A 21,591-nucleotide genomic window follows, 5' to 3' on the forward strand; every position below is an offset into this window, starting at 1 on the left:
GATTTCAATCTGATGTGTTTGGGGAACGACCATGTCAAACCAGGACAATCACAGTGACCCAGGCTATCTGACCCTGCGTCAGCTGGCGTTCGATCAATCCATCCGCTGGTCCAGCCTCAACGACGACCTGTGGCGTACCCTCGACAATCCACTGTGGGAACTGACCCATAACCCGTGCCTGGTCTTAAACGCGGTCTCGGAGCAACGCATCGGCGTGCTGCTCACTGACAGCCATTTTCATCGCCGCGTCCGTCAGGTGGCCGAGGAGCATCGGCAGTTGCTGGCCCGGCCGACCTGGTTCGAGAAACGGCCGCACACCGCCGCACTGACCCGGGTGGCGTATTTCTCCATGGAGTACATGCTCAGCGAAGCGTTGCCGATCTATTCCGGCGGCCTGGGCAACGTCGCCGGTGATCAGCTCAAGGCCGCCAGTGATCTGGGCGTGCCGGTGGTGGCGGTGGGGATGCTCTGGCAGCACGGGTATTTCCGTCAGGAAGTCGGCCTGCATGGCGTGCAACAGGCGCTGTATCCGGTCAATGACAGCCGCCAACTGCCGGTGGAGCCGCTGCTGCGTCCGGATGGCAGCCTGTTGCGTCTGGCGGTGGAGCTGCCGGGGCTGACCGTGTGGCTGCGTGGCTGGCAGGCGGTGGTGGGACGCAACCGCCTGTTGCTGCTGGACAGCAATGACCCGGCCAATCCACCGCCGGTACGGCTGATTACCAGTGAGCTGTACGGCGGCGACCTGGAAATGCGCCTGCGTCAGGAAATGGTTCTCGGCATTGCTGGCTGGCGCTTGTTGGAAGCGGCGGGGTATGCGCCCGAGGTCTGTCATCTCAATGAGGGACATGCGGCCTTTGCCATGCTGGAGCGGGCACGCAGTTACATGCAGGCCCATCAGGTGGATTTCGCCGTGGCCCTGACCGCCACCCGCGCCGGTAACCTGTTTACCACTCATACGCCGGTGGAGGCGGGGTTTGATCGCTTCCCTGCGCAGTTGATCAGTAAATACCTGGGGCGCTACATCGAACATGAATTGGGTCAGCCCCTGGCAGCGATTCTGGCCCTGGGGCGGCAGAACCCCGAGGACAGCGGGGAGTCGTTCAACATGGCATTTCTCGCGACGCGATGTGCCGGGGCGGTCAATGCCGTAAGCCAGTTGCACGGCGCGACCAGTCGGCAGATTTTTCATAATCTGTTTGCGCGTTGGCCGCTGGCGGCGGTGCCCATCGGTCATGTCACCAACGGTATTCATTTGCCGACCTGGATCTCCCGGGAAGCCGAGGAACACTGGCAGGCGCTGCATGGCGACCAACTGCCCTGGTTGGGCATGAGCGAATTGCGGGTCAGCGAAACCCTGGAGCAGGTTGACGACGCCTATCTCTGGCGCCTGCGTCAACAGGCCCGGGCCTGGCTGATCGAGTTCGTCCGTACCCATCTGGCGCGTAGCGCTGCCGTGCATGGTGCGGCTCTGGACGATATCGAGGCGCTGGGCGGTCTGTTTAGCGCCGAGGTGCTGACCCTGGGCTTCGCGCGACGCTTTGCCACCTACAAGCGGCCCAATCTGCTGCTCAGCGATCCCGAACGATTGGTGCGTATCCTCAATCAGCCGGGGCGCCCAGTGCAGTTGCTACTGGCGGGCAAGGCCCACCCGGCGGACAATGTCGGCCAGCAGATGATCGCCCATTGGCAGCTGTTCATCGAGCGTCCGGATGTGCGCGGCAAGGTGGCGTTTCTCGAAGACTACGACATGCGCGTGGCGCGGCATCTGGTGCAGGGCGTGGATGTTTGGGTCAATACACCGCGTCGGCCGTGGGAGGCCAGCGGCACCAGCGGCATGAAAGTTCTCGCCAACGGTGGCCTGAACCTGTCCCAGCTTGACGGCTGGTGGGCCGAAGCCTGCACAGACGAGGTTGGCTGGGGCATTGGTGACGGTGCCGAACACGGTCCGGAATACGATGAACAGGACGCCGATCAGCTGTATGCGCTGCTTGAACAACAGGTGGTCCCGGCGTTCTATGAGCGCGACGGGCAGGGTGTGCCACGCCAGTGGATCCGCCGCATGCGCGCGAGCATGGCGACCCTGGTAACGCAGTTTTCCGCCGACCGTGCCGTACGCGAATACACCGAACATTACTACCTGCCCGCCGCCATGGCTTACCGGCAACGCATCCAGGAACACAGCCGCCTGGCCCGGCAACTGACCCAGGTCCGGGAGGAACTGCACAATCATTGGCCGGCCATCCGCTTCCAGACCCTGGAAATGTCCCCCGGCAACGGCCGCCACCGGGTCAGCCTGAGTATGGAACTGGTGGGGTTGTCGCCGGTATACCTGCGGGTGCAGCTCTACGCCGAAGCTCGCGACGGCCGCCCGGCTCAAGCCTGGGACCTGCGCCTTGACCCGACTGCCCACGCCGATGGCTTGTCGGTCTACCGTGGCGAAGTACCTGATGATCGCCCGGCCGAGGACTACACAGGGCGAGTGATTGCCGATAGCAGCGCGGGGTTGGCGGTGCCGTTGGAGGTGGGGTTGATTGCCTGGCAGAGGTAGGGCAGGTGGTGTTTGAGCACAAGCCTGGTGATTGGATGTGAGAGCCGCCTTGGTGGCGATCGAGTGCGGAGCGCTCGCAACAGCGTCGTTGACTGATCGGCCGCCATCGCCACCAAGGCGGCTCCCACATTTAAATAGCGTTCCAGTTCGCAAAGTTATTTTGTGTTCGGTGAGGTCGGTATCTGTCATCTCAACCCCCTCTAATCTTCATCCAAACGTCATAAATCAGTGACACAATTTTTACAGTTGTTTCAGCAGTCTTTGCGCTGTTTCTGAACAGTTGTCTTGCATTCATTTATTGACGAATTTCTATATCGGACGCCACGGCGTGCCGACGGGGAAGGCATGACGGTATTAATCACCGGCGTTGCGGGATTCATTGGTTTTCATCTGGCCAGACGCTTGTGTGAGGAAGGCGTGGATGTGGTCGGTATCGATAATCTCAACGACTATTACAGCGTCGAACTTAAACAGGCACGCCTGAGTAAGTTGGCGAATTATTCGAACTTCAGTTTTCATAACGTTGATATTGTCGACAAGGACGCTTTATTCGCGCTGTTCAAGGGCAATGCCTTTGCTCAGGTCATTCATCTTGCCGCCCAGGCCGGTGTACGTTATTCCCTGGAGCAGCCTCAGGTATACGCCGAGTCCAATCTGAGTGGCTTTCTCAACGTCCTTGAAGCCTGCCGTCAGTACCGGCCGGAGCATCTGGTCTACGCCTCGAGCAGTTCGGTGTATGGCCTCAACGAACACTTGCCATTCTCCACCGCCGATACCGTTGAGCGCCCGGCGTCGCTGTATGCCGCGACCAAGCGCGCCAATGAACTGATGGCGTTCACTTATTCCCATCTTTACGGCATTGCCATGACCGGCCTGCGTTTCTTCACGGTCTACGGCCCATGGGGGCGGCCGGACATGGCGTTGTTCAAGTTCACCAAGGCCATTCTCGAAGGCCGCCCCATCGATGTGTACAACGGTGGCGAGATGTCCCGTGACTTCACTTATATCGACGATATTGTCGAGGGCATCATGCGCCTGCGCCTGCGTCCGCCACTTGCAGCGGACGGGCAAGTTGTACCGGGCCAGCTTTATAACATCGGTCGTGGCGAACCGGTGAAGTTGCTGCATTTTATCGAATGTATCGAAGGCGCCGTTGGACTTCGCGCAACGATCAACCCGTTGCCCATGCAACCGGGTGAAGTGCTACGGACTTGGGCGGATGTCAGCGAACTGGCGCAGTTGATCGACTTTCGTCCTGCCATCAGTGTGGAGGCAGGGGTCACGAACTTTGTCGAGTGGTATCGGGATTTTTATAACGTTTGATGCTGGTGATTGACAGCAACGACAGCCAGAACCTCTATTCAGGTAACCCATGAACGACGCTATTTATGTTTCCGTGTTGATTCCGGCAAAGAACGAAGCGAGCAATCTGCCGCCGTTGTTGCAGGAAATCCGCACCGCTCTGGCCAATGAATTCTACGAAGTGATTGTCGTCGATGACGGCAGTACCGATGAGACCCTGGCCGAGCTGCGCACTTTGAAAGCGTGTGGCTTCAGCCAGTTGCGCATTCTCAGTCACGAGCGTTCCCTGGGCCAGAGCACATCGGTTTATCACGCGGCCAAGGCTGCTCGCGGGCACTGGCTGGCAACCCTGGATGGCGACGGGCAGAACGATCCGGCGGACATCCCCGGCATGCTCGCCCTGGTACGTGGCAGCGAAGGGCAGGCTGGCGGAATCAAACTGGTGGCAGGGCATCGGGTCAATCGCCGCGACAGCGCCAGCAAGCGTTGGGCGTCGCGCTTTGCCAATGGACTGCGCAGCCGCCTGCTCAAGGATGCGACGCCGGATACCGGTTGCGGCCTGAAGTTGATCGAGCGCGAGGCCTTTCTGCGTCTGCCGTATTTTGACCACATGCACCGTTTCCTTCCCGCGCTGATCCGCCGCCATCACGGCGAAATGCGCGTGCATCCGGTCAATCATCGCCATCGCCAGGCCGGGGTGTCCAAGTACGGCAATCTCGACCGCGCGCTGGTCGGCATTCTCGATCTGGTCGGGGTCTGGTGGCTGATCCGCCGTACCCGCCTGGATGCCGTGCCACGGGAGGTACAGCCATGAACTTCAGTCGTGAAAGCCTGTGGTTGGCCCTGGGTTTCGCCGGGCAACTGGCGTTTACAGGGCGCTTTGTCCTGCAATGGCTGTACAGCGAATACAAAAAGCGCAGCATCATTCCGGTGAGCTTCTGGTACTTGAGCATTATCGGCAGCGCCTTGCTGCTGGCGTATGCCATCTACCGGCAGGACCCGGTATTCATTGCCGGGCAGTCCTTCGGTTTTATTGTCTATCTGCGCAATCTGCAGTTGATCGCGCGTCAGAAGAACCAGCAGGAAGAACCCGGTGCCTAAGTATTTTTTCCGGGGTGAGTATTCCCTGAACTTGGAGCGCTGGGCCCTGATGTTGCTGGCGTTGTTGTTGATTGCTGCCGGTCTGGGCCTGCGCCAGCCTTACAATGTCGATGAGGAACGCTTTCTCGGCGTGGCTCTGGAGATGCTGCAGGACGGCTCCTGGTTTATCCCCCATCGTGCGGCCGAAATCTATCCGGACAAGCCGCCGCTGTTCATGTGGATGATCATGCTGTTCACCTGGCTGACCGGCTTGCCGAAGATTGCCCTGTTCATTCCCGGGCTGCTCTCGGCGGTGGTGACCACAGCCTGCCTGCACGACCTGGGCACGCGCCTGTGGAATCGGCGGATCGGTGTGATCGCCGCGCTGCTGTTTCTGGCGACGTACCAGACCTACAGCATCCTGCGGGTCGGGCAGATCGACAGTTTTCTGGCCCTATGGATCGCCGTGGGCCTGTACGGGATGGTTCGTCATCTATTGCTTGGCCCGGCCTGGGGCTGGTTCTATGTGGCCTGTGCGGCCATGGGCCTGGGCATCATCAGCAAGGGCGTGGGGTTTCTGCCGATCCTGATGCTGATCCCGTATGCCTATGCGGTGCGCAAGGGCTGGCGTGGCGTCGCCGTAATGCCGCGGCAGGCAGGGCGCTGGGCGTTGGGGTTGCTGGCTTTGCTGGCGGCGGTGTCGGTCTGGTTGTTGCCGCTTGGCGTCAGCGTGGCGCTGAATGGCGATGCCGACGCGATCGCCTATCTGAAGAACATCCTGCTGCACCAGACCGCCGACCGCTACGCCGGGGCGTGGGAGCACAAGGAGCCGTTCTGGTACTTCCTGACCAATGTCATTCCGCAATACTGGATGCCACTGGTGCTGGCGCTGCCCTGGCTGGTTCCGGCCTGGCGCAGGCAGTTGCTCAAGCATGACGGCCGGGTATTAGTGCTGTTGGGCTGGGTGGTGTTGGTGCTGGTGTTTTTTGCCCTGAGCACCGGCAAGCGCAAGATTTATATCTTCCCGGCCTTGCCTGCTCTGGTATTGGTGGCGGCCCCTCTGCTGCCCTGGCTGCTCAAGCGCTGGTTTGCCCGTTGGCCAGGGCTGCGTCGGGTTTTCCCGGTGCTGGTGGCGCTGTGGTTCTGCGCCTGGTTTGCCCGGGGCTTTATCGACCCGGTCAAGGACGGACGCAATCCCCACGATGAGCTGATGGAGGACGCGGCGCAGATGTCCGGCGGTGCCGATCTGGTCCTGGCCGGGTGGCGTGAAGGTCACTGGTTGTTCGCCCGCCAGCCGATCGTCCATTTCGGCTTCATGCAGGGCTCGACCACGGATCAGGCCGCACTGTACCTGCGCAATCACCCCCAGGCCTTCGCGCTGGTGCCCGCCCGCGACCTGGAGCGTTGCTTCCTGATGCCCAAGGCCCGTCAGGTCGGGCATACCTCCCGGGCCGAATGGTTCCTGGTGGGGGTCGATGCCGATAATGGTCAGTGCAATCCGCCGCCGGCGCCGCGGACTTATCGGTACGTCTGGAACAAGGTGCTGTTCAAGCAATGAAGGCCATTGGGTATTACATATTTTTGACAAACACTCCTGTAAGTTATCGGCTTTGATCGGCGTTCATTCGTAACCCGTCTCGCTGCACCGTCCAGCTTTTGCTCCTTTCGATACGACTGCTCCCCCGGTCGATATCGGCGGGAGCATTTGTCTGTGGCGGTGTTTTTGCGTGTGTGGGGTATGTTCGGCGGCGCCTTTGACGGTTGGCTGGGCACAAGGAAATGTGCTCGCCCGCATTCCGGTACAGGAGATCTGGATGTTCAAGCGCATTACTTCCACCCGCATGGTCCTGCTGTTTTCCCTGGCCCTGGTGGTCTTGTACAACCTGGCAAGCTGGAAGGCCCTGACCAGCCTGATGGAGTTGCAGGGGGTCAAAGCCCTGGCCTTTCAACTGTCCTTCGGGCTGTTTCTCTGGGCGACTTTTTCCCTGCTGCTGACGTTGGTCTCGTTCCGTCCGCTGCTCAAGCCGGTGCTGAGCATCATCGCCCTGTGTTCGGCAGCCGCCGCCTATTTCATGAATGACTACGGCATTGCCATCGATACGGTGATGATGCAGAACGTCCTGGAAACCAACCCCGGTGAAGCTACCGCGTTGCTCAGCGCCAAGCTGTTCGGCTACCTGCTGGTGTTGGGTGTGCTGCCCGTCGTTGTCATCTGGTTGACGCCAGTGACCTATCGACCGTTTTTCCGTGGCCTGCTGAACAAACTGCTGGTCTGCGTCGGCTGTGTCGTGTTGGTGGCGGTGTCGGTAGGGGCGTTTTATTCGACCTATGCTCCGATTTTCCGTCAGGAAGACAAACTGACCCATTTCATCAACCCGACCAACTACATCTATGCGGCCAGCAAACTGACCAAGTCGCGCTTCGCCATCAAGGAAAACGTCAAGATTCAGGCCATTGGTGAAGATGCCACCCTGAGCGCGGCGACGCTCGCACGGCCGAAGAAGACCTTGATGGTGTTCGTGGTCGGCGAGACGGCCCGGGCCGATCATTTCTCGCTTAATGGCTATGAGCGCGAGACCAATCCGGAGTTGAAGAAGCTCGACATCCTCAACTTCACGCAGGTGCATTCCTGCGGTACGTCAACTGCCGTGTCGGTGCCGTGCATGTTCTCGATGTTCCCGCGCACCGACTACAGCGACAAGAAAGGCAAGACCTACGAGGGCCTGCTGGATGTGCTGCAACGTGCCGGCGTGCAGGTGCTGTGGCTGGAGAACAATAGCGACTGCAAGGGCACCTGCCTGCGTGTGCCGAACAAGGACATTCCCAAGACTCAGCCGAGCGAGTTCTGTGACGGTAGCAACTGCCTGGACGAGTCCTTGCTGGTCGGTCTGCAGGACTACATCAACAGCCTCAAGGACAACGCCATCATCGTCCTGCACTCGGACGGCAGCCATGGCCCCGAGTACTTCGATCGCTATCCGAAAGCCATGGAGCGTTTCCAGCCGGTCTGCCACACCAACCAGCTGGGCAGTTGCAGCAAGGAAGAGCTGGTCAATGTCTATGACAACACCATCCTCTACACCGACCACTTCCTGGCCAAAGTCATCGGCCTGCTGCAACAGAACCAGGACAAGCTCGACACCTCGATGATTTACGTCTCTGACCATGGCGAATCCCTGGGCGAGAATGGTGTCTATCTGCACGCTGCACCTTACGCCATTGCCCCTGAAGCCCAGGTGCATGTGCCGATGGTGATGTGGTTCGGAAACTCGACCCTGAGCAATGCTGCTGTGGACCGTGGCTGCCTGCAGGCCAAGCGCGACGACAAGGACTTGAGCCACGACTACATGTTTCATTCGGTACTTGGCCTGTTTGGTGTACAAACCTCGGTTTACCAGCCCAAGCTGGATATTTTCCGTACCTGCCGCCCCGGCGCCTGACCCGGCGTCGATCGGGCGGCGCGCTACGGCTTTTGTGGAGAGCGCCGCCCGTGTACAAGACGATCATCGCCAGCCTGCTGCTGGCCTGCGCAACACCTGCGGCCATGGCCGACACTGCGGCCTATGGCCCGCAGCTCGAGGGCTTCAGTTACCCTCATCCGTTGCATACGTTCAAGTTCCAGTCCCAAGGGCAAACTCTGGAAATGGGCTACATGGACGTCGCGCCCAGTGGCGTCGGCAATGGTCGTGTGGCGGTGCTGCTGCATGGCAAGAACTTCTGCGCCGCTACCTGGGAAGACAGCATCAAGGCCCTCAGTGCCGCGGGTTATCGGGTGATTGCGCCGGACCAGATCGGTTTCTGCACCTCAAGCAAGCCGGCCAACTACCAGTACAGCTTCCAGCAACTGTCCCTCAATACCCATGCCTTGCTTGAGTCCCTGGGTATCGACAAGGCCGCAATCATCGGCCATTCCACCGGCGGCATGCTCGCCACCCGCTATGCGCTGCTGTATCCGCAGCAGACCGACAAACTGGTACTGGTCAACCCCATCGGCCTTGAGGACTGGAAAGCCCTGGGCGTGCCATATCGTAGCGTCGATCAATGGTATGAGCGCGAGCTGAAGCTCAGCGCCGAGGGCATTCGCAAATACGAGCAGAGCACTTATTACGTCGGCCGCTGGAAGCCCGAGTTCGACAAGTGGGTCGACATGCTCGCCGGGTTGAACAAGGGAGCAGGGCATCAGGTGGTGGCGTGGAACTCGGCGCTGATCTACGACATGATTTTCACCCAGCCGGTGTTCTACGAGTTTCCCCAGCTCAAGGTGCCAACGCTATTAATGATCGGCGATGCCGACACCACAGCCATCGGCAGTGATATCGCCTCGCCTGAGGTCAAGGCGAAGATCGGTCACTACAAGGTGCTGGGCAAACAGGTGGCGGGGATGATTCCGGGGGCGCAACTGATGGAATTCCCCGGCATGGGGCACGCACCGCAGATGGAAGAGCCTGAGGTGTTCAACAAGGCGTTGGTGGCGGGGTTGGTCAAATGACCCTTTCCGGGATCGAGGTTACTTGGTAGGAGCTGCCGCATGCTGCGAATGGCTCAACACCACTTTCGCAGCCTGCGGCAGCTCCTACGGATCGTCACGACCGCATCAGTTCAACAACTCAGCAAACGCCTTGTCAGCTTCCAGCACAGCCGGCAGGCCCTGGAACAGAATGTTCAGGTCGATGCCGTCCATCAGCGGGCCGGTGACGGCTTGCTGGGCTTGCGGCGTCGCGCCGCCATGGCTCTCGATGGCGTCAGAGATGGTCGTGGCCTGGGCGACGATCAGCGGCTGCGCAGCGTTGTCTGGAGCCTGGGATGGGTGCGCCTGGTGGGCGATGGCTTCGACGATGATGTTTGGCAGGTGCCAGAGCTTGGCCAGATGGGCGCCGACTTCCGGGTAACCGAAGCCCAGTTGCAGGGTCTCGTTGGCCACATGGCCGACAGTACCGGCCTTGGCGGAGGCATTGATGCGTTCGGCAACCTCGGGAGCACCGGTCTGGATCAGCAGTTCACCGATGTTGTGCATCACGCCGCAGGTGAAGGCGATTTCTGCGTCGGCACCGGTTTGCCGGGCGAGCATGCGGCAGATACCGGCGACCTGGAAGCTTTTCAGCCAGAACGCCTTGAGATCAAAGCTTGGGCTGGCCTTGAACGCACCGGTCACGGCAGAGGCCAGGACCAGGGTACGCAGGGTGTTGAAGCCAAGGCGCATGGCCGCGTCTTCGATGCTGGAGGATTCGCGCGAGCCGCGGAAACGGGCCGAGTTGGCCAGGCGCAGGATCTTGGCGGAAATGACCGGGTCTTTTTCAATGTTGCGGGCAACGCTTTCCAGGCTGGACGAAGGGTTATCGAATTGCAGGATCAGGTCCTGGGCGACCTTTGGAATACTCGGAAGACTGTGCAAATCACGAAATAGATCTTCAATTTTCATTGTGTTCATTGAGACGTCACCCTTTTTTCTAATACACCCGAATAACCCAAAGATAGGCAATTTTTACAGATGTGCACGTTTGGTGTTCTGGTCTTGCCAAGCGGTCTGCATAACTCAATAAATCAATGGCTATTTGCTATTAATGGCAAAAGCCGCCCCTGATTCTAGAGGCCTGTCATGTGCTTAGGGAAGATAGGCTTTTTTGACGTCAAACGATTAGCGCGGGCGCCGGGATTGCCTGGATAAATGAACAAGAGGCAGGACATTTTCAGCGCTGCCTCTTGATTGGCTCACCTTGGTTTTAAATGCTCCACCGGCACGTTCAAGTCTGGGGCGCCCAAGGGGTGAGTCTTGGCGTCGAAGAACAGCAACTCTATCTGCATGTCAGCAAAGAGTTCACGGTAGTGTTTTTTCTGATGGGCGATAAACGCCGGGCTGCGTGGGTAGATGGAGATGGCCAGGGTCTGCGGCCGGGCCTGACGGATGGCGTCGACGATATGTTGATCCTGCGCGCCCAGGGCCTGACCGAAGATGCACAGCGCGCCTTGATGTGTGGCCAATTGACGATGGCACCAGGACAGGTACTCGGAATGACGAATGATCTTCAGCTTCTCGGCGCTGCGGCCTTCGCTGATGAAGGTCGGTACGTCGTCCAGGGCATTGATGGCAAAGCTGCCGAGCAGCGTGCTGCCGGAGGAGGGCAACTTGCGTGTGGTGCCGTCGAGGTTCTTCACCAGGTGCATGCCGCCGTGCAGGTAGAGCAGGCGGGTGCGTTGCGCCGTCGCCGGGCGTGGGCTGAAGCCGGTGTCTTCGTCGAACAGGTCATCGAATGGCAGCGGATCGTGCATTACTGCCCAATAGGCCAGCAGGTCGTAGTTGGTCGAGTACAGGTTGCGATACTGCTGCAACGCCTGATTGAGCCGGGCCAGGGTACTTTCCTGCATCAGCTTCCAGGGAATATGCACCGAGCGGATGCCGTGGATCAGTGCTTCCTTGATGGCAAAGTAGCGATTGCGCGGTGAAGCCGAGCTGATGGTCAAGGCGGCATTGACTTGCATGGCGGTTTTCAGAGCACTGAGCACCGGCTCGAAGTTCTGCGTATCGAGGACCCGGAACACGCTCATTTCGCTGGTACTCAGGGGCTTGTTACGGGTGGTCTGGGCCAGGTCGAACAGCGAATCGTAGGCAAAGTTTTTCCACACCGCCTGGCTCGCGCCGTTGCCCAGCAGCAAACCGGAAAAGTCGTGGCGCTCTTGCAGGGCGGGCCATTGAGCGAGTTCAGCGTCCAGATCCACGGTTTGATCATCCCGATGCAGCATTGAAAGAGCAGGGATTTTATAGGGAACCCCGGCCCACGCCCACCCGCACGGACAAAACAGCTGGGCGCATGACTACTCAGCCAGATAGTGGCACGGTAAAGTGCCGCCACTTCAGGACCTTCTTCAGGCCGCATCATGACCTTCACCCGCAAAGCCACCCTGTTGTCCCTGCTGTTGCTGCCCGCCGTGACCTGGGCGGCGGAAGAAGTGCCGTTGTACAAGGACATCAAGAATTGGGTCGTGGTGTGTGACAACACCCGTCACTGCACGGCGATTTCCGCTGAAGAGGATCAGGAGCATGCGCCGCTGTCCTTGCGTATCGACCGTGATGCCGGGCCGCAGGGTGTGGTGCAGCTGTCCATGGCCATGACCGGCGCGGTCACCGAGCAGCCCTTGCTCGATGGCAAGCCTCTCAAGAGCACGCTGCAAAAGGGTAGCGGCGATGATGCCGATAATTGGGTCGCCAGCGGTCCTCAGGCGCTGGCGCTGATCGATGAACTGCGCAATGGCACGCGCCTGTCCATGACCAACAAGGACGACGAAGGCAGTACCTCCCTGGATGGCTTCAGCGCTTCGCTTTTATTGGTCGATGCGGTGCAGGAGCGGGTCGGCACCCGGGGCGCCTTGCTCAAACGCGGCAACAAGCCTGACAGCGGCGTCCCGCCGGCACCGTTGGCGCCGCAACTGGCGCCCTTTATCAAGGCCACAGCCCTCAGTGAGGCCGAGCAGAAGCGCATCGGCGATGCTGTGCTCAAGGCGACTCGGGCTGACTGGGATGCTGATCACGATGCCGATGAAAACCCCAGTGTGACCGTCGATGCGCTCAACGACAGCACCGTGCTGGTGATCATCCAGACCAGTTGCGCCGCCTATAACTGCAACTACGCCTTGTATCAGACGTCGGCGGCCAACCCGGAAAAAGCCGAATTGCTCGACGTCGACGAATTCCCCGGCGAGGACATGGCCGATGAATTGACTGGCTATGTCGAGTACGACGCCGATACCGGTGTCTTGAGCAGTCATGACAAGGGTCGCGGCATTGGTGACTGCGGCGCGAGTCAGAGTTGGCGCTACGACGGCAAGGGCTTTCGCCCTCGTTCGTTTGCGATGATGAGCAGCTGCGCGGGCAACCCGTCGCCGTGGCCGGTGATGTGGCGCACCCGGGACTAGCCGCGACATGCTCATGTGTATCAGCGGCGGGGTGACTTGGCGCAATGACGCTTTAATCTCAGATAACTTCTCGCGCGCATGGCTTTGTGCTATTAGGTGGGCAACGAAGGTGCTGGTGTCCGGCCCTTCAGCGGTCTTACTCGCACGTGGTCCAGCCTCATGGGCATTACCAGCAGTCTTTCCGATATTTTCGTTCAGACCCTTGAACAGGCCATCGATGGCGTCGTGGTCATCGACGCCGACAATAACGTGGTGCTGTTCAATCCGGCCGCTGAACGCTTGTGGGCGCTGTCCCCTGAGCAGGTGCTGGGGCACAACGTCAACGTGCTCATCCCCCACGATATTCGCCCCCATCACGACGCCTACGTAAACCACAATCGTGTCACCGGCATCGACAAGTACGTCGGAGTCAGTCGTGACGTGCCGATCATGCGCGGCGATGGTGGCCAGTGCTGGGGCGCCATGTCGATCTCACGCATCGTCAGCGACGGGCAGATTCTTTACACCGCCTTTATCAAAGATGTCACCGAACAGCATGAAGAACGCGAACGCCTGCGCTTGCTGTCACTGGTGACTGATCAGACTGACAGCTCGATCATCATCACCGACAGCCAGTGGCGGATCGTTTACGTCAACGCCGGTTTCCAAAGCATGTTCGGTTATTCACTGGACGAGGTGCGCGGCCAGTTCCCGGACACCTTGCTGGCGCCGCATCTGTCCCGGGACGTGCGCGACGCAACTCGGGAGTTGTTGAGCATCGGTCAGCCGATCAAGGCCGAAGAGCTGACCTATGTGAAGAGCGGCGAGCGCATCTGGTGCAGCGTGACCATCAACCCGATCCGCGACAGCGACGGTCATATCACCAACGCGGTGGGTATCCTTACCGATATCTCGCGCTCGAAAATGCATGAAGTGCTGCAACATCGCATGCTCAGCGCCATGGTTCGGGAAGAGCCCCTGGAAACCCTGATGGAGCTGGCGTGCCGGGAAATCGAACGGATTGCGCCGGATGTCATCACCTCGGTGTTGCAAATTGATGAGCAGGACCGTCTGCACACCCTGGCCGCTCCACGCCTGTCCAGTGATTACTGCCGCCAGATTGATGGCCTGAAAATCGGCGAAGGAGTCGGCGCCTGTGGTACGGCAGCCTTTCGCGGCAAACCGGTGATTTCTATCGATATCGCCAATGACCCGTTGTGGCTCGACTATAAGAGTGCGGTGCTGCCGCTGGGGCTGAAAAGCTGTTGGTCGACGCCGATCATGAGCACTGAAGGCCGGGCCATCGGCACTCTGGCGCTCTATTACAACGACGTGCGCAGCCCCTCGGCATTTCATCAGCGGCTGGTCGATGTCATCGTGCCGTTATGCGCCCTGGCCCTGGAACGGGCGAAAATCCGCGCCCATATCAGCCAGCTGGCGTTTTACGACAGCCTCACTGAGCTGCCCAATCGCAGCCTGCTTCAGGCCAATGCCGAGCACGCCCTGAGCGATGCCAAACGCAATAATACCGAGTTGGCCGTCTTGTTCATCGACCTGGACCGCTTTAAGCAGGTCAACGATTCCATGGGCCATCCGGCGGGTGATGAACTGCTGCAGATCGTTGCCAAACGCCTGTGTTTCGAGCGACGCCAGAGTGACATTGTCGGGCGTTTGTCCGGGGATGAGTTCGTCATGATCCTGCCCAAGTGCGGCAGTCGGCATGTCACCGATGTGGTCGAACATCTGAAACTGAACCTCGGCGAGCCCTGTCGCATAGCTGGCAAGACACTATCGCCGTCGGCCAGTATCGGCATCAGCGTGTTTCCCGACGACGGCGACAACATGGGCGTGCTGATTCATCGCGCCGATATGGCGATGTATCAGGCCAAGAAGGCCGGGCGCGGACGTTTCAGTTTCTTCAGTCATGAGCTCAATCAGAAGGCCCAGGAGCGTCAGGCGCTGGAGCAGGCGCTGCGTGAGGCGTTGGGCTGCAATCAGTTTCGCCTGCACTATCAGCCCCAGGTCAATATGCAGGGGTGCACCCTGCACGGGGTCGAGGCCCTGGCGCGCTGGACCCATCCGCAGTTCGGCGAAATCTCCCCGGTGCGCTTCATTCCACTGGCCGAGGAGTGCGGCCTGATCGGCGATCTGGGGCTGTGGGCGATTCGCGAGGCATGTCGGCAACTGGCGGCCTGGCGTGACAAGGGCCTGGTGGTGCCGATGATTTCCGTCAACCTGTCACCGACCAATTTCCACAATATCGAACTGCCCGGCATGATCGCCCGCACGCTTGAGCAGTACCGGCTTGCGGCCAGTGACCTGACGCTGGAACTGACCGAAAACGTGCTGATGGATATCCACCCCAGCACACTCAATGTGCTCAATGAAGTGCATGCCCTGGGCGTCGGCCTGGCCATGGACGATTTCGGCACCGGCTATTCCAGCCTCAGCTATTTGCGCCGCCTGCCGATCCGCGAGCTCAAGCTCGACCGCAGTTTTGTCATGGACCTGGAAAGTGATCCGACCAGCCAGGCCTTGAGCGATGCGGTAATTCATATTGGCGAAAGCCTGGGCCTCAAGGTGGTGGCCGAGGGCATCGAGACCGAGGCGCAATACCAGATTCTCAAGCGCCAGGGCTACCACGTGGCCCAGGGCTATCTGTTCTCCCGGCCATTGTCGGCCAGCGATCTTGAAGTCTGGCTGACGGCCAAAGCTCAGCAGGCCATCTGATCGGCCTAGTGAGCCAACTGACGGATGCCCAGAAACAGGATCAGGCCGCCACATAGCCGGTCGACGGTCTTCTTGCTGCGCCGATAGGCAGCGGCCACAGTCGGTTGTGACAAGGCGACGGCGACCAGGGTGTACCAGCTCGACGAGACCATGGCCACCACCGCCAGCATCGAGAGAAAGGTTCCCGGCGAAGCATGGGCCGGTGCTGCCGAGGAAAATACCGCCGCAAAGAACGCCATGGATTTGGGGTTGCCGATATTGGTGATCACACCCTGCATGAAGGCGCGGCCAGCACCGCCGACGGCGGCCTGCGCAGGTGCTGCGGCGGCCCCTGTACCGGCTTTGAGCAGCAGGCGCAGCCCGAACCAGATCAGATAGGCGGCGCCCAGCAGTTTGATGGTCAATGCCGCCCAGGGGAACGCGGCGAAGACTACGCTGATCCCGCCGATGGCGCAGCTCGCCCAGAACACATTGACCACAACGATACCCGCCACCAGTGCCAGAGCCTGTTGTCGCGTGTCGGACACGGCCTTGTGGACCACGGCCACAAAATTCGGGCCCGGAATCAGTACCCCGGCGATATACACCATGAACACGGTAAGGACGGCCTGGCTATCGATCATGGGGAAACTCCTGTAACGACGGTGCGCCAAGTTATCCTGAAATCGCTGGCCGATACAGCGACGATGTTCCGTTAACGCCTCGGCTGGTTTAGTGTCGGGATATATCGGCTGGTTTTGCAGTCTGAAGCTGGCGCTTTGTTCACAATGCGCAATGCTTCAACCAAGAAGACGAAAAGGAGATCCCCATGTTCATGCGATCACTGACGCTGATCACCGCCCTGGCGTTTGCCAGCCCTCTGTTGGCGGCCGACAGCGATTCCCCCTTGAATCAGGATCGGGGTCGTTCTCGTCCTTTGATCGTGATTGCCCCCAGCACGGTGGATCCGACCCTGGTCAGCCTGAAAAAGGCCTTGGCTGAACCGGACAATCGCAAGGCCTTCGATGAGCGCAACATGGTCCTCTACACCGTGATCAACACCATCGGCCAACGCAATGGCAAGGACCTCGATGCTCAGTCGACCATGGCGCTGATTCGCGAATTGAAACTGGGCGCCGGTGCCCAGACCAAGATCATCCTCGTCGGCAAGGATGGCGAAAAGAAAATGGAGCACGCGGGCGCTATCGAACCCAAGGAATTGTTCAACACCATCGACCAGTTGCCGGACACGGAAAAACAGGCCTCGGCACCGCCGCCACCGGCTGCGGTTCCGGAAGCCAAGCCTGCCGCACCGGAGAAGGGCGGCAAACCGGGCAAGGGCGCGGCGGCTGCGCCCAAAGGGCTGGATGACTAAAAGGCCTGGCGCAGGCATCGTTGGAGCGAGGCTTGCCCGCGAAGGGGTGGGCACATACGGTGAGTTTTCATTGCCGCGAATATTGTTTTCGCGGGCAAGCCTCGCTCCTACAGGGCTCTGTCAGCTTGTCAATTTGACCTTGTTCTCCGGCAACCCCGCCACATCTGTCTCAATCATCCACAACGACCCCGCCAGACGATCCCCAGGCAGGGTGTCGTTGGCGGCTGAGGTGATAAACAGCGTGCTCAGGTCCGGCCCGCCAAACACGCAAGTGGTCGGGTTGAGGGTGGGCATTTCGATGAATCGGTCCAGTTGCCCGTCCGGGGCGATACGGGCGATGCCGCCACCGCCGTAGCGGCAGTTCCATAGATAACCATCACTGTCGATGGCTGAGCCGTCCGGTTCGCCGCGTTCGAAGCCGCTGAAAAAAGCCCTGCCGGGGCCGATATCGCCGCTCTCGGCGTCGTAGCTGTAGGCGCGGATTTCGTTGGTCGGGCTGTCGCCGAAATAGAAGGTCGTACGGTCCGGGCTCCAGCACAGGGTGTTGGATATCTGCAACCCATCAACCTTCGGGCTGGCCGTGCCGTCCGCGCTGATGCGGTACAGCACTCCCGGCTTGCCGCTGCCGCCAATGCTCTCGCCCTCAGGGGAGACATTGTTGAACATCGAGCCGACCCAGAAATTGCCCAGCGGGTCGCAGCGCCCGTCATTCAAGCGTGCCTGGGGCGAAGCGGGCAGGGTAAAGCCTTGATCCAGTCGTTCGTCGGTGTGCGGCCACCACCAGATCAACTTCGAGCCAAGGGCCACCAGCAGGCGCTGGTCATCTTCAGTCAGTGCCAGGGCCACCACCGGTTCGTCGAAGACCCAGGTCTGCAATTGCCGGGACGGATAGTCCAGACGGTGAATCAGAAAGCGGTTGATATCGACCCAGAACACCGCGCTTTGCGCCGCCGACCACACGGCGCCTTCGCCGCAACGGTCACCGACGACGGCGATGGGGGACGGTTTGGAGTAATTCATTGTTGTTATTCCTTGGCTGTCCGAGTTGCACATCTTAAAAGATTTTGTGGGGCATGCCTTGTGGGACCGGCTTTAGCCGGGAATTCATCGGTGAAGCCGACACATCTTTGTCGCCCTTGCCATCGTTTTACCGGCTGAAGCCGGTCCCACATAAGATTGCTCATTCCAGATGGTTATGCACTGTATAAAAAACATGAATTTTATTTATGGAAGGCAAAGCGCTAGCGTATCCGGCTTGCATCCCTGGAGAGAATTCATGAGCGCAGCACCGGACTTGAACCCCGTCGAGCAGCATTGGCAACGCAACCTGGCGGTGTGTGCCCTGGGCTCATTTACCACAATCATCGCCATGACCTTGCTGCTGCCGTTTCTGCCGCTGTATGTCGAGCAACTGGGGGTCAGCGACCCGGCTGAAATTGCCCAGTGGTCCGGCGTCGCGTTTGGTGCCACCTTTCTTTCCGCAGCCTTCACCGCGCCTTTATGGGGGCGTCTGGGGGATCGTTACGGGCGCAAGCTGATGCTGATTCGCGCGAGCCTGGGCATGGCTGTGGCGATGTCGCTGATCGGCCTGGCCGAGAATGTCTGGCAACTGGTGCTGCTGCGTCTGCTGGCCGGGCTGCTGGGTGGTTATGCCTCCGGCGCGACCATCCTGGTTGCTACCCAGACGCCCAAGGCGCGATCTGGCTGGGCTTTGGGCATGCTCTCGTCGGGGATCATGGCAGGCAATCTCGCCGGACCCTTGATCGGTGGCTCGCTGCCGCCGCTGATTGGCATTCGCAATACCTTTTTTCTGGCCGGGGCGGCGATCTTCGTGACCTTCCTTGCCACGCTGTTCCTGATGAAGGAAGCGCCCCGGCCGCCCCGCAGCAAAGAGCACAAGGCTGCCGCCAGGGCCAGTGTCTGGGCCGGTATCAGTGACCGCAGGCCGGTGCTGATCATGCTGGTGGTGGCCAGTCTGCTGATGTTCGCGGTGATGTCCATCGAGCCGATCATTACCGTCTACCTGATCCAGCTCAAGGCCGAGCAGGTGACGGTGGCGGCGGGGCTGGTGATGTCGGCCACGGCGCTTGGCAGCATCATTTCAGCGTCACGCCTGGGCAAGCTGGCCGACCGGATTGGTCACTGGACAGTGGTTACCGGGTGCCTGGCCGTGGCCTCGCTGTTGTTGATCCCCCAAGCCTTCGTCACTCAGGAATGGCAACTGATGCTGCTGCGCTTTCTCATGGGCCTGGCCCTGGGCGGGCTGTTGCCGTGCATCGCCGCGATCATCCGTCATGCCGTGCCGGAAAACGTGGCCGGGCGCATGCTCGGTTATTCCACCTCCAGTCAATATGTCGGCCAGGTGCTGGGGCCTTTGGCCGGTGGCTTTCTGGGTGGGCATTTCGGCATGCGCGTGGTTTTTCTCGGCACCTGTGTGTTGCTGGCCGCCTGTGCAGTCGCGACCTGGATGTTCAAGCCGTATAGCGCACGGGTAACTGCTGAATAAGTAACAAGATTTGTCTTCATGAAATATCGGGCGGGCCTTCAAGATACGCCGCCCATGGCCGATGCAGCGAGAACATGTCCAGTTGTGACAGGCGCCGAGGTGCGCCTGGCTGGTAGTCGTTCATTATGCGTTTTCTGGAGATTCACCCATGGCTCGTCCCGCAGGCAGTGTGCTGGGCAATATCAGTGTGCGTGCAAAGCTGGCATTCGGTTTTGCTCTGGTTCTGTTGTTGACCCTGATGATCAGCCTGACCGGGTGGAGCAGCCTGAGTGCGCTGACCAGTCGCAGCGACAAGTTAGTCAGCATCGCCAAGATGGCGGAAATGTACCGTGACCTGCGGGTTGCGCGTTTGTCCTACACCCTCAATTACGACTCTGAGCATGCGGCGGCCGTGGTCAAGATCATGGATGCCCTGGATCCGCACCTGAGCAAGCTGCAGGACCAGTTGGCATTTCCTGAGGATCTTCAATTACTGAGCGACGCACAAAAGCGGCTCAATGATTACCGCAGCGTCTTCGGTAAATACCGTCAGGCGATTGATAGCCGTGAAGCTACCCGCGATGTCTTTGGTAAATATGCCGACGCCGGTGCTGCCGAACTTGAGCAGATGAACAGCGGCCTGGCCAAGCTGCCGACCGACCCGGATGCCATGCTGCAGCGGGAAGTCCAGGAAAAAACCGTGGTCGAGCAGGAGCGTCTGTTTCAGGGCGCGCGTTTCGCTCTGCGCGGTTTCACCTACAGCGGCAAGGTTTCCATGTACCCCGGTGCTTTGGCGGCCATCGACGCGGCACGGGCCAATATCAAGAAACTGGCCGACACCTTGCCGCCGTCGTTGGCCGATGGCGCTGCGCGTCTGGACCAGGCCCTGGTTGGCTATCGCGCGACTGCGGACCAGTTCCGTGCCGCCCAGGCGGACAGTGAGCAGGCGGCTAAAACCCTTGGCGACAGCATGACCGCAATGCTGTCGCTCAGCGACAAGTTGACGCAAAACCAGATTCAGTGGCGCGAAGCCGATACCCAAAAGGCTCGCTACATCCTGATTGGTGCGGCCATCGGGGCGCTATTGCTGGGCGTTATTGCGGCCATGCTGATCACCGGTCAGATCGTCACGCCGTTGAATGAAACCTTGTTGGTGGTCGAGCGTGTCGCGGCCGGTGACCTGACCGAGCACGCTCGCACCGAGCGCGGTGATGAGCTGGGCAAACTACAGGCCAGTGTGCATGGCATGACCACTAACCTGCGCGGCCTGATCGGCGGCATTCGCGACGGCGTCACGCAGATCTCCAGTGCCGCCGAGCAGTTGTCGGCCGTGACCGAGCAGACCAGTGTCGGGGTCAATACCCAGAAGATCGAAACCGATCAACTGGCCACGGCCATGAACGAGATGACCGCGACCGTACAGGAAGTGGCGCGCAACGCTGAACAGGCCTCGGAGGCCGCAGCCGGTGCCGACCGTGAAGCCCGTGCCGGTGACGACGTGGTCAACAAGGCCATTGCCCAGATTGATCGCCTGGCCACGGAAGTCGGCCATTCGACCCACGCCATGAGCGAACTCAAGCGCGAAAGCGACAAGATCGGCAGCATGCTCGATGTGATCAAGTCGGTGGCCGAACAGACCAACCTGCTGGCCCTTAACGCCGCCATCGAAGCTGCCCGTGCCGGTGAAGCCGGGCGTGGTTTTGCCGTGGTGGCTGACGAAGTGCGCAGCCTGGCTCAGCGCACACAGAAGTCCACCGAGGAAATCGAGGGGCTGATCTCCGGGCTGCAATCGGGTACCCAGCAAGTCTCCACCACTCTGGAAAACAGCCGCGCCCTGAGCGACAGCAGCGTTGAACTGGCTCGTCAGGCCGGGCAATCCCTGGAAAGCATCACCCGCAGCGTGGCGGCGATCCAGTCGATGAACCAGCAGATTGCAACCGCTGCTGAGGAGCAGACCGCCGTGGCCGACGACATCAACCGCAGTGTGATCAGCGTGCGCGACGTGTCGGAACAGACCGCAACGGCTAGTGACAAGACGGCGGCCTCCAGTGTTGAGCTGGCGCGGTTGGGCACGCATCTGCAGACGCTGGTTTCGCGTTTCCGTGTTTAAAAATAATCAGCCTCAGATTTGAAATGAAGCTTTTGTAGGCGCTGCCGAAGGCTGCGAAGGGACCTCTCTTATACTCCGCTTTCGCAGCCTTCGGC

Annotated in this window: 16 protein-coding genes; 12 read left to right on the forward strand and 4 right to left on the reverse strand. The window is 60.0% G+C overall.

All coding sequences use genetic code 11. From position 1 onward, the window contains the following. Positions 1-31 precede the first annotated feature (31 nt). The 7 genes from glgP (at position 32) to AC1Z24_RS12955 (ending at position 9,419) form a co-directional block, all read left to right on the forward strand. Positions 32-2,548, forward strand: a complete 2,517-nt coding sequence (gene glgP / locus AC1Z24_RS12925; protein ID WP_483745968.1) for an alpha-glucan family phosphorylase — start codon at positions 32-34, stop codon at positions 2,546-2,548. A 345-nt stretch (positions 2,549-2,893) separates the two neighbouring features. Then, entirely contained in the window at positions 2,894-3,871 is a 978-nt protein-coding gene (locus AC1Z24_RS12930) for an NAD-dependent epimerase/dehydratase family protein (protein WP_483745969.1), read from the forward strand. 49 nt (positions 3,872-3,920) lie between these two features. Then, positions 3,921-4,664 (forward strand): glycosyltransferase family 2 protein, encoded by a 744-nt coding sequence (locus tag AC1Z24_RS12935; RefSeq protein ID WP_483745970.1) that lies wholly within the window; start codon positions 3,921-3,923, stop codon positions 4,662-4,664. After that, positions 4,661-4,951, forward strand: a complete 291-nt coding sequence (locus AC1Z24_RS12940; protein ID WP_259110364.1) for a lipid-A-disaccharide synthase N-terminal domain-containing protein — start codon at positions 4,661-4,663, stop codon at positions 4,949-4,951. The genes AC1Z24_RS12935 and AC1Z24_RS12940 overlap by 4 nt, the downstream gene beginning before the upstream one ends. Before the next feature lie 49 nt (positions 4,952-5,000). Continuing rightward, positions 5,001-6,488: an ArnT family glycosyltransferase gene (locus AC1Z24_RS12945; RefSeq protein ID WP_483746608.1), complete on the forward strand. Its 1,488-nt coding sequence runs from the start codon at positions 5,001-5,003 to the stop codon at positions 6,486-6,488. A gap of 256 nt (positions 6,489-6,744) precedes the next feature. Beyond that, positions 6,745-8,370, forward strand: a complete 1,626-nt coding sequence (locus AC1Z24_RS12950; protein WP_483745971.1) for a phosphoethanolamine transferase — start codon at positions 6,745-6,747, stop codon at positions 8,368-8,370. Between the two features lie 104 nt (positions 8,371-8,474). Continuing rightward, positions 8,475-9,419, forward strand: coding sequence for an alpha/beta fold hydrolase (locus AC1Z24_RS12955; RefSeq protein WP_483746609.1), 945 nt, complete (start codon positions 8,475-8,477; stop codon positions 9,417-9,419). A 105-nt stretch (positions 9,420-9,524) separates the two neighbouring features. On the opposite strand, the gene AC1Z24_RS12960 is transcribed toward AC1Z24_RS12955, so the two are convergent. Beyond that, positions 9,525-10,349 (reverse strand): HDOD domain-containing protein, encoded by an 825-nt coding sequence (locus AC1Z24_RS12960; protein ID WP_483746610.1) that lies wholly within the window; start codon positions 10,347-10,349, stop codon positions 9,525-9,527. A 290-nt stretch (positions 10,350-10,639) separates the two neighbouring features. Next, positions 10,640-11,668 (reverse strand): DUF4917 family protein, encoded by a 1,029-nt coding sequence (locus AC1Z24_RS12965; RefSeq protein WP_483745972.1) that lies wholly within the window; start codon positions 11,666-11,668, stop codon positions 10,640-10,642. Between the two features lie 135 nt (positions 11,669-11,803). On the opposite strand from AC1Z24_RS12965, the gene AC1Z24_RS12970 reads away from it, so the two are divergent. Both AC1Z24_RS12970 and AC1Z24_RS12975 read left to right on the forward strand, forming a co-directional pair. After that, on the forward strand, positions 11,804-12,838 hold the full coding sequence (locus AC1Z24_RS12970; RefSeq protein ID WP_483745973.1) for a DUF1176 domain-containing protein: 1,035 nt from the start codon (positions 11,804-11,806) through the stop codon (positions 12,836-12,838). 159 nt (positions 12,839-12,997) lie between these two features. Then, a complete protein-coding gene (locus AC1Z24_RS12975) occupies positions 12,998-15,547 on the forward strand; it encodes an EAL domain-containing protein (RefSeq protein WP_483745974.1) in 2,550 nt (849 codons plus the stop codon). Positions 15,548-15,552: 5 nt separating this feature from the next. Here AC1Z24_RS12975 and AC1Z24_RS12980 read toward each other — a convergent pair whose 3' ends face one another. After that, positions 15,553-16,170 carry a LysE family translocator gene (locus tag AC1Z24_RS12980; RefSeq protein WP_483745975.1) on the reverse strand — a complete coding sequence of 206 codons (618 nt, stop codon included), beginning with the start codon at positions 16,168-16,170 and terminating at the stop codon, positions 15,553-15,555. Between the two features lie 185 nt (positions 16,171-16,355). Here AC1Z24_RS12980 and AC1Z24_RS12985 point away from each other — a divergent pair, with 185 nt between their 5' ends. Next, positions 16,356-16,901 carry a DUF4174 domain-containing protein gene (locus tag AC1Z24_RS12985; RefSeq protein ID WP_483745976.1) on the forward strand — a complete coding sequence of 182 codons (546 nt, stop codon included), beginning with the start codon at positions 16,356-16,358 and terminating at the stop codon, positions 16,899-16,901. Between the two features lie 120 nt (positions 16,902-17,021). On the opposite strand, the gene AC1Z24_RS12990 is transcribed toward AC1Z24_RS12985, so the two are convergent. After that, complete coding sequence (locus AC1Z24_RS12990) at positions 17,022-17,921, reverse strand: SMP-30/gluconolactonase/LRE family protein (protein ID WP_483745977.1); 900 nt, start codon at positions 17,919-17,921, stop codon at positions 17,022-17,024. Positions 17,922-18,177: 256 nt separating this feature from the next. Between AC1Z24_RS12990 and AC1Z24_RS12995 the strand changes: the two genes are divergently transcribed. Next, complete coding sequence (locus AC1Z24_RS12995; RefSeq protein WP_483745978.1) at positions 18,178-19,407, forward strand: MFS transporter; 1,230 nt, start codon at positions 18,178-18,180, stop codon at positions 19,405-19,407. A 313-nt stretch (positions 19,408-19,720) separates the two neighbouring features. Further along, positions 19,721-21,496, forward strand: a complete 1,776-nt coding sequence (locus tag AC1Z24_RS13000; RefSeq protein WP_483746611.1) for a methyl-accepting chemotaxis protein — start codon at positions 19,721-19,723, stop codon at positions 21,494-21,496. The last annotated feature ends 95 nt before the right edge of the window (positions 21,497-21,591 follow it).

The organism is Pseudomonas sp. JL23, from assembly GCF_056933585.1.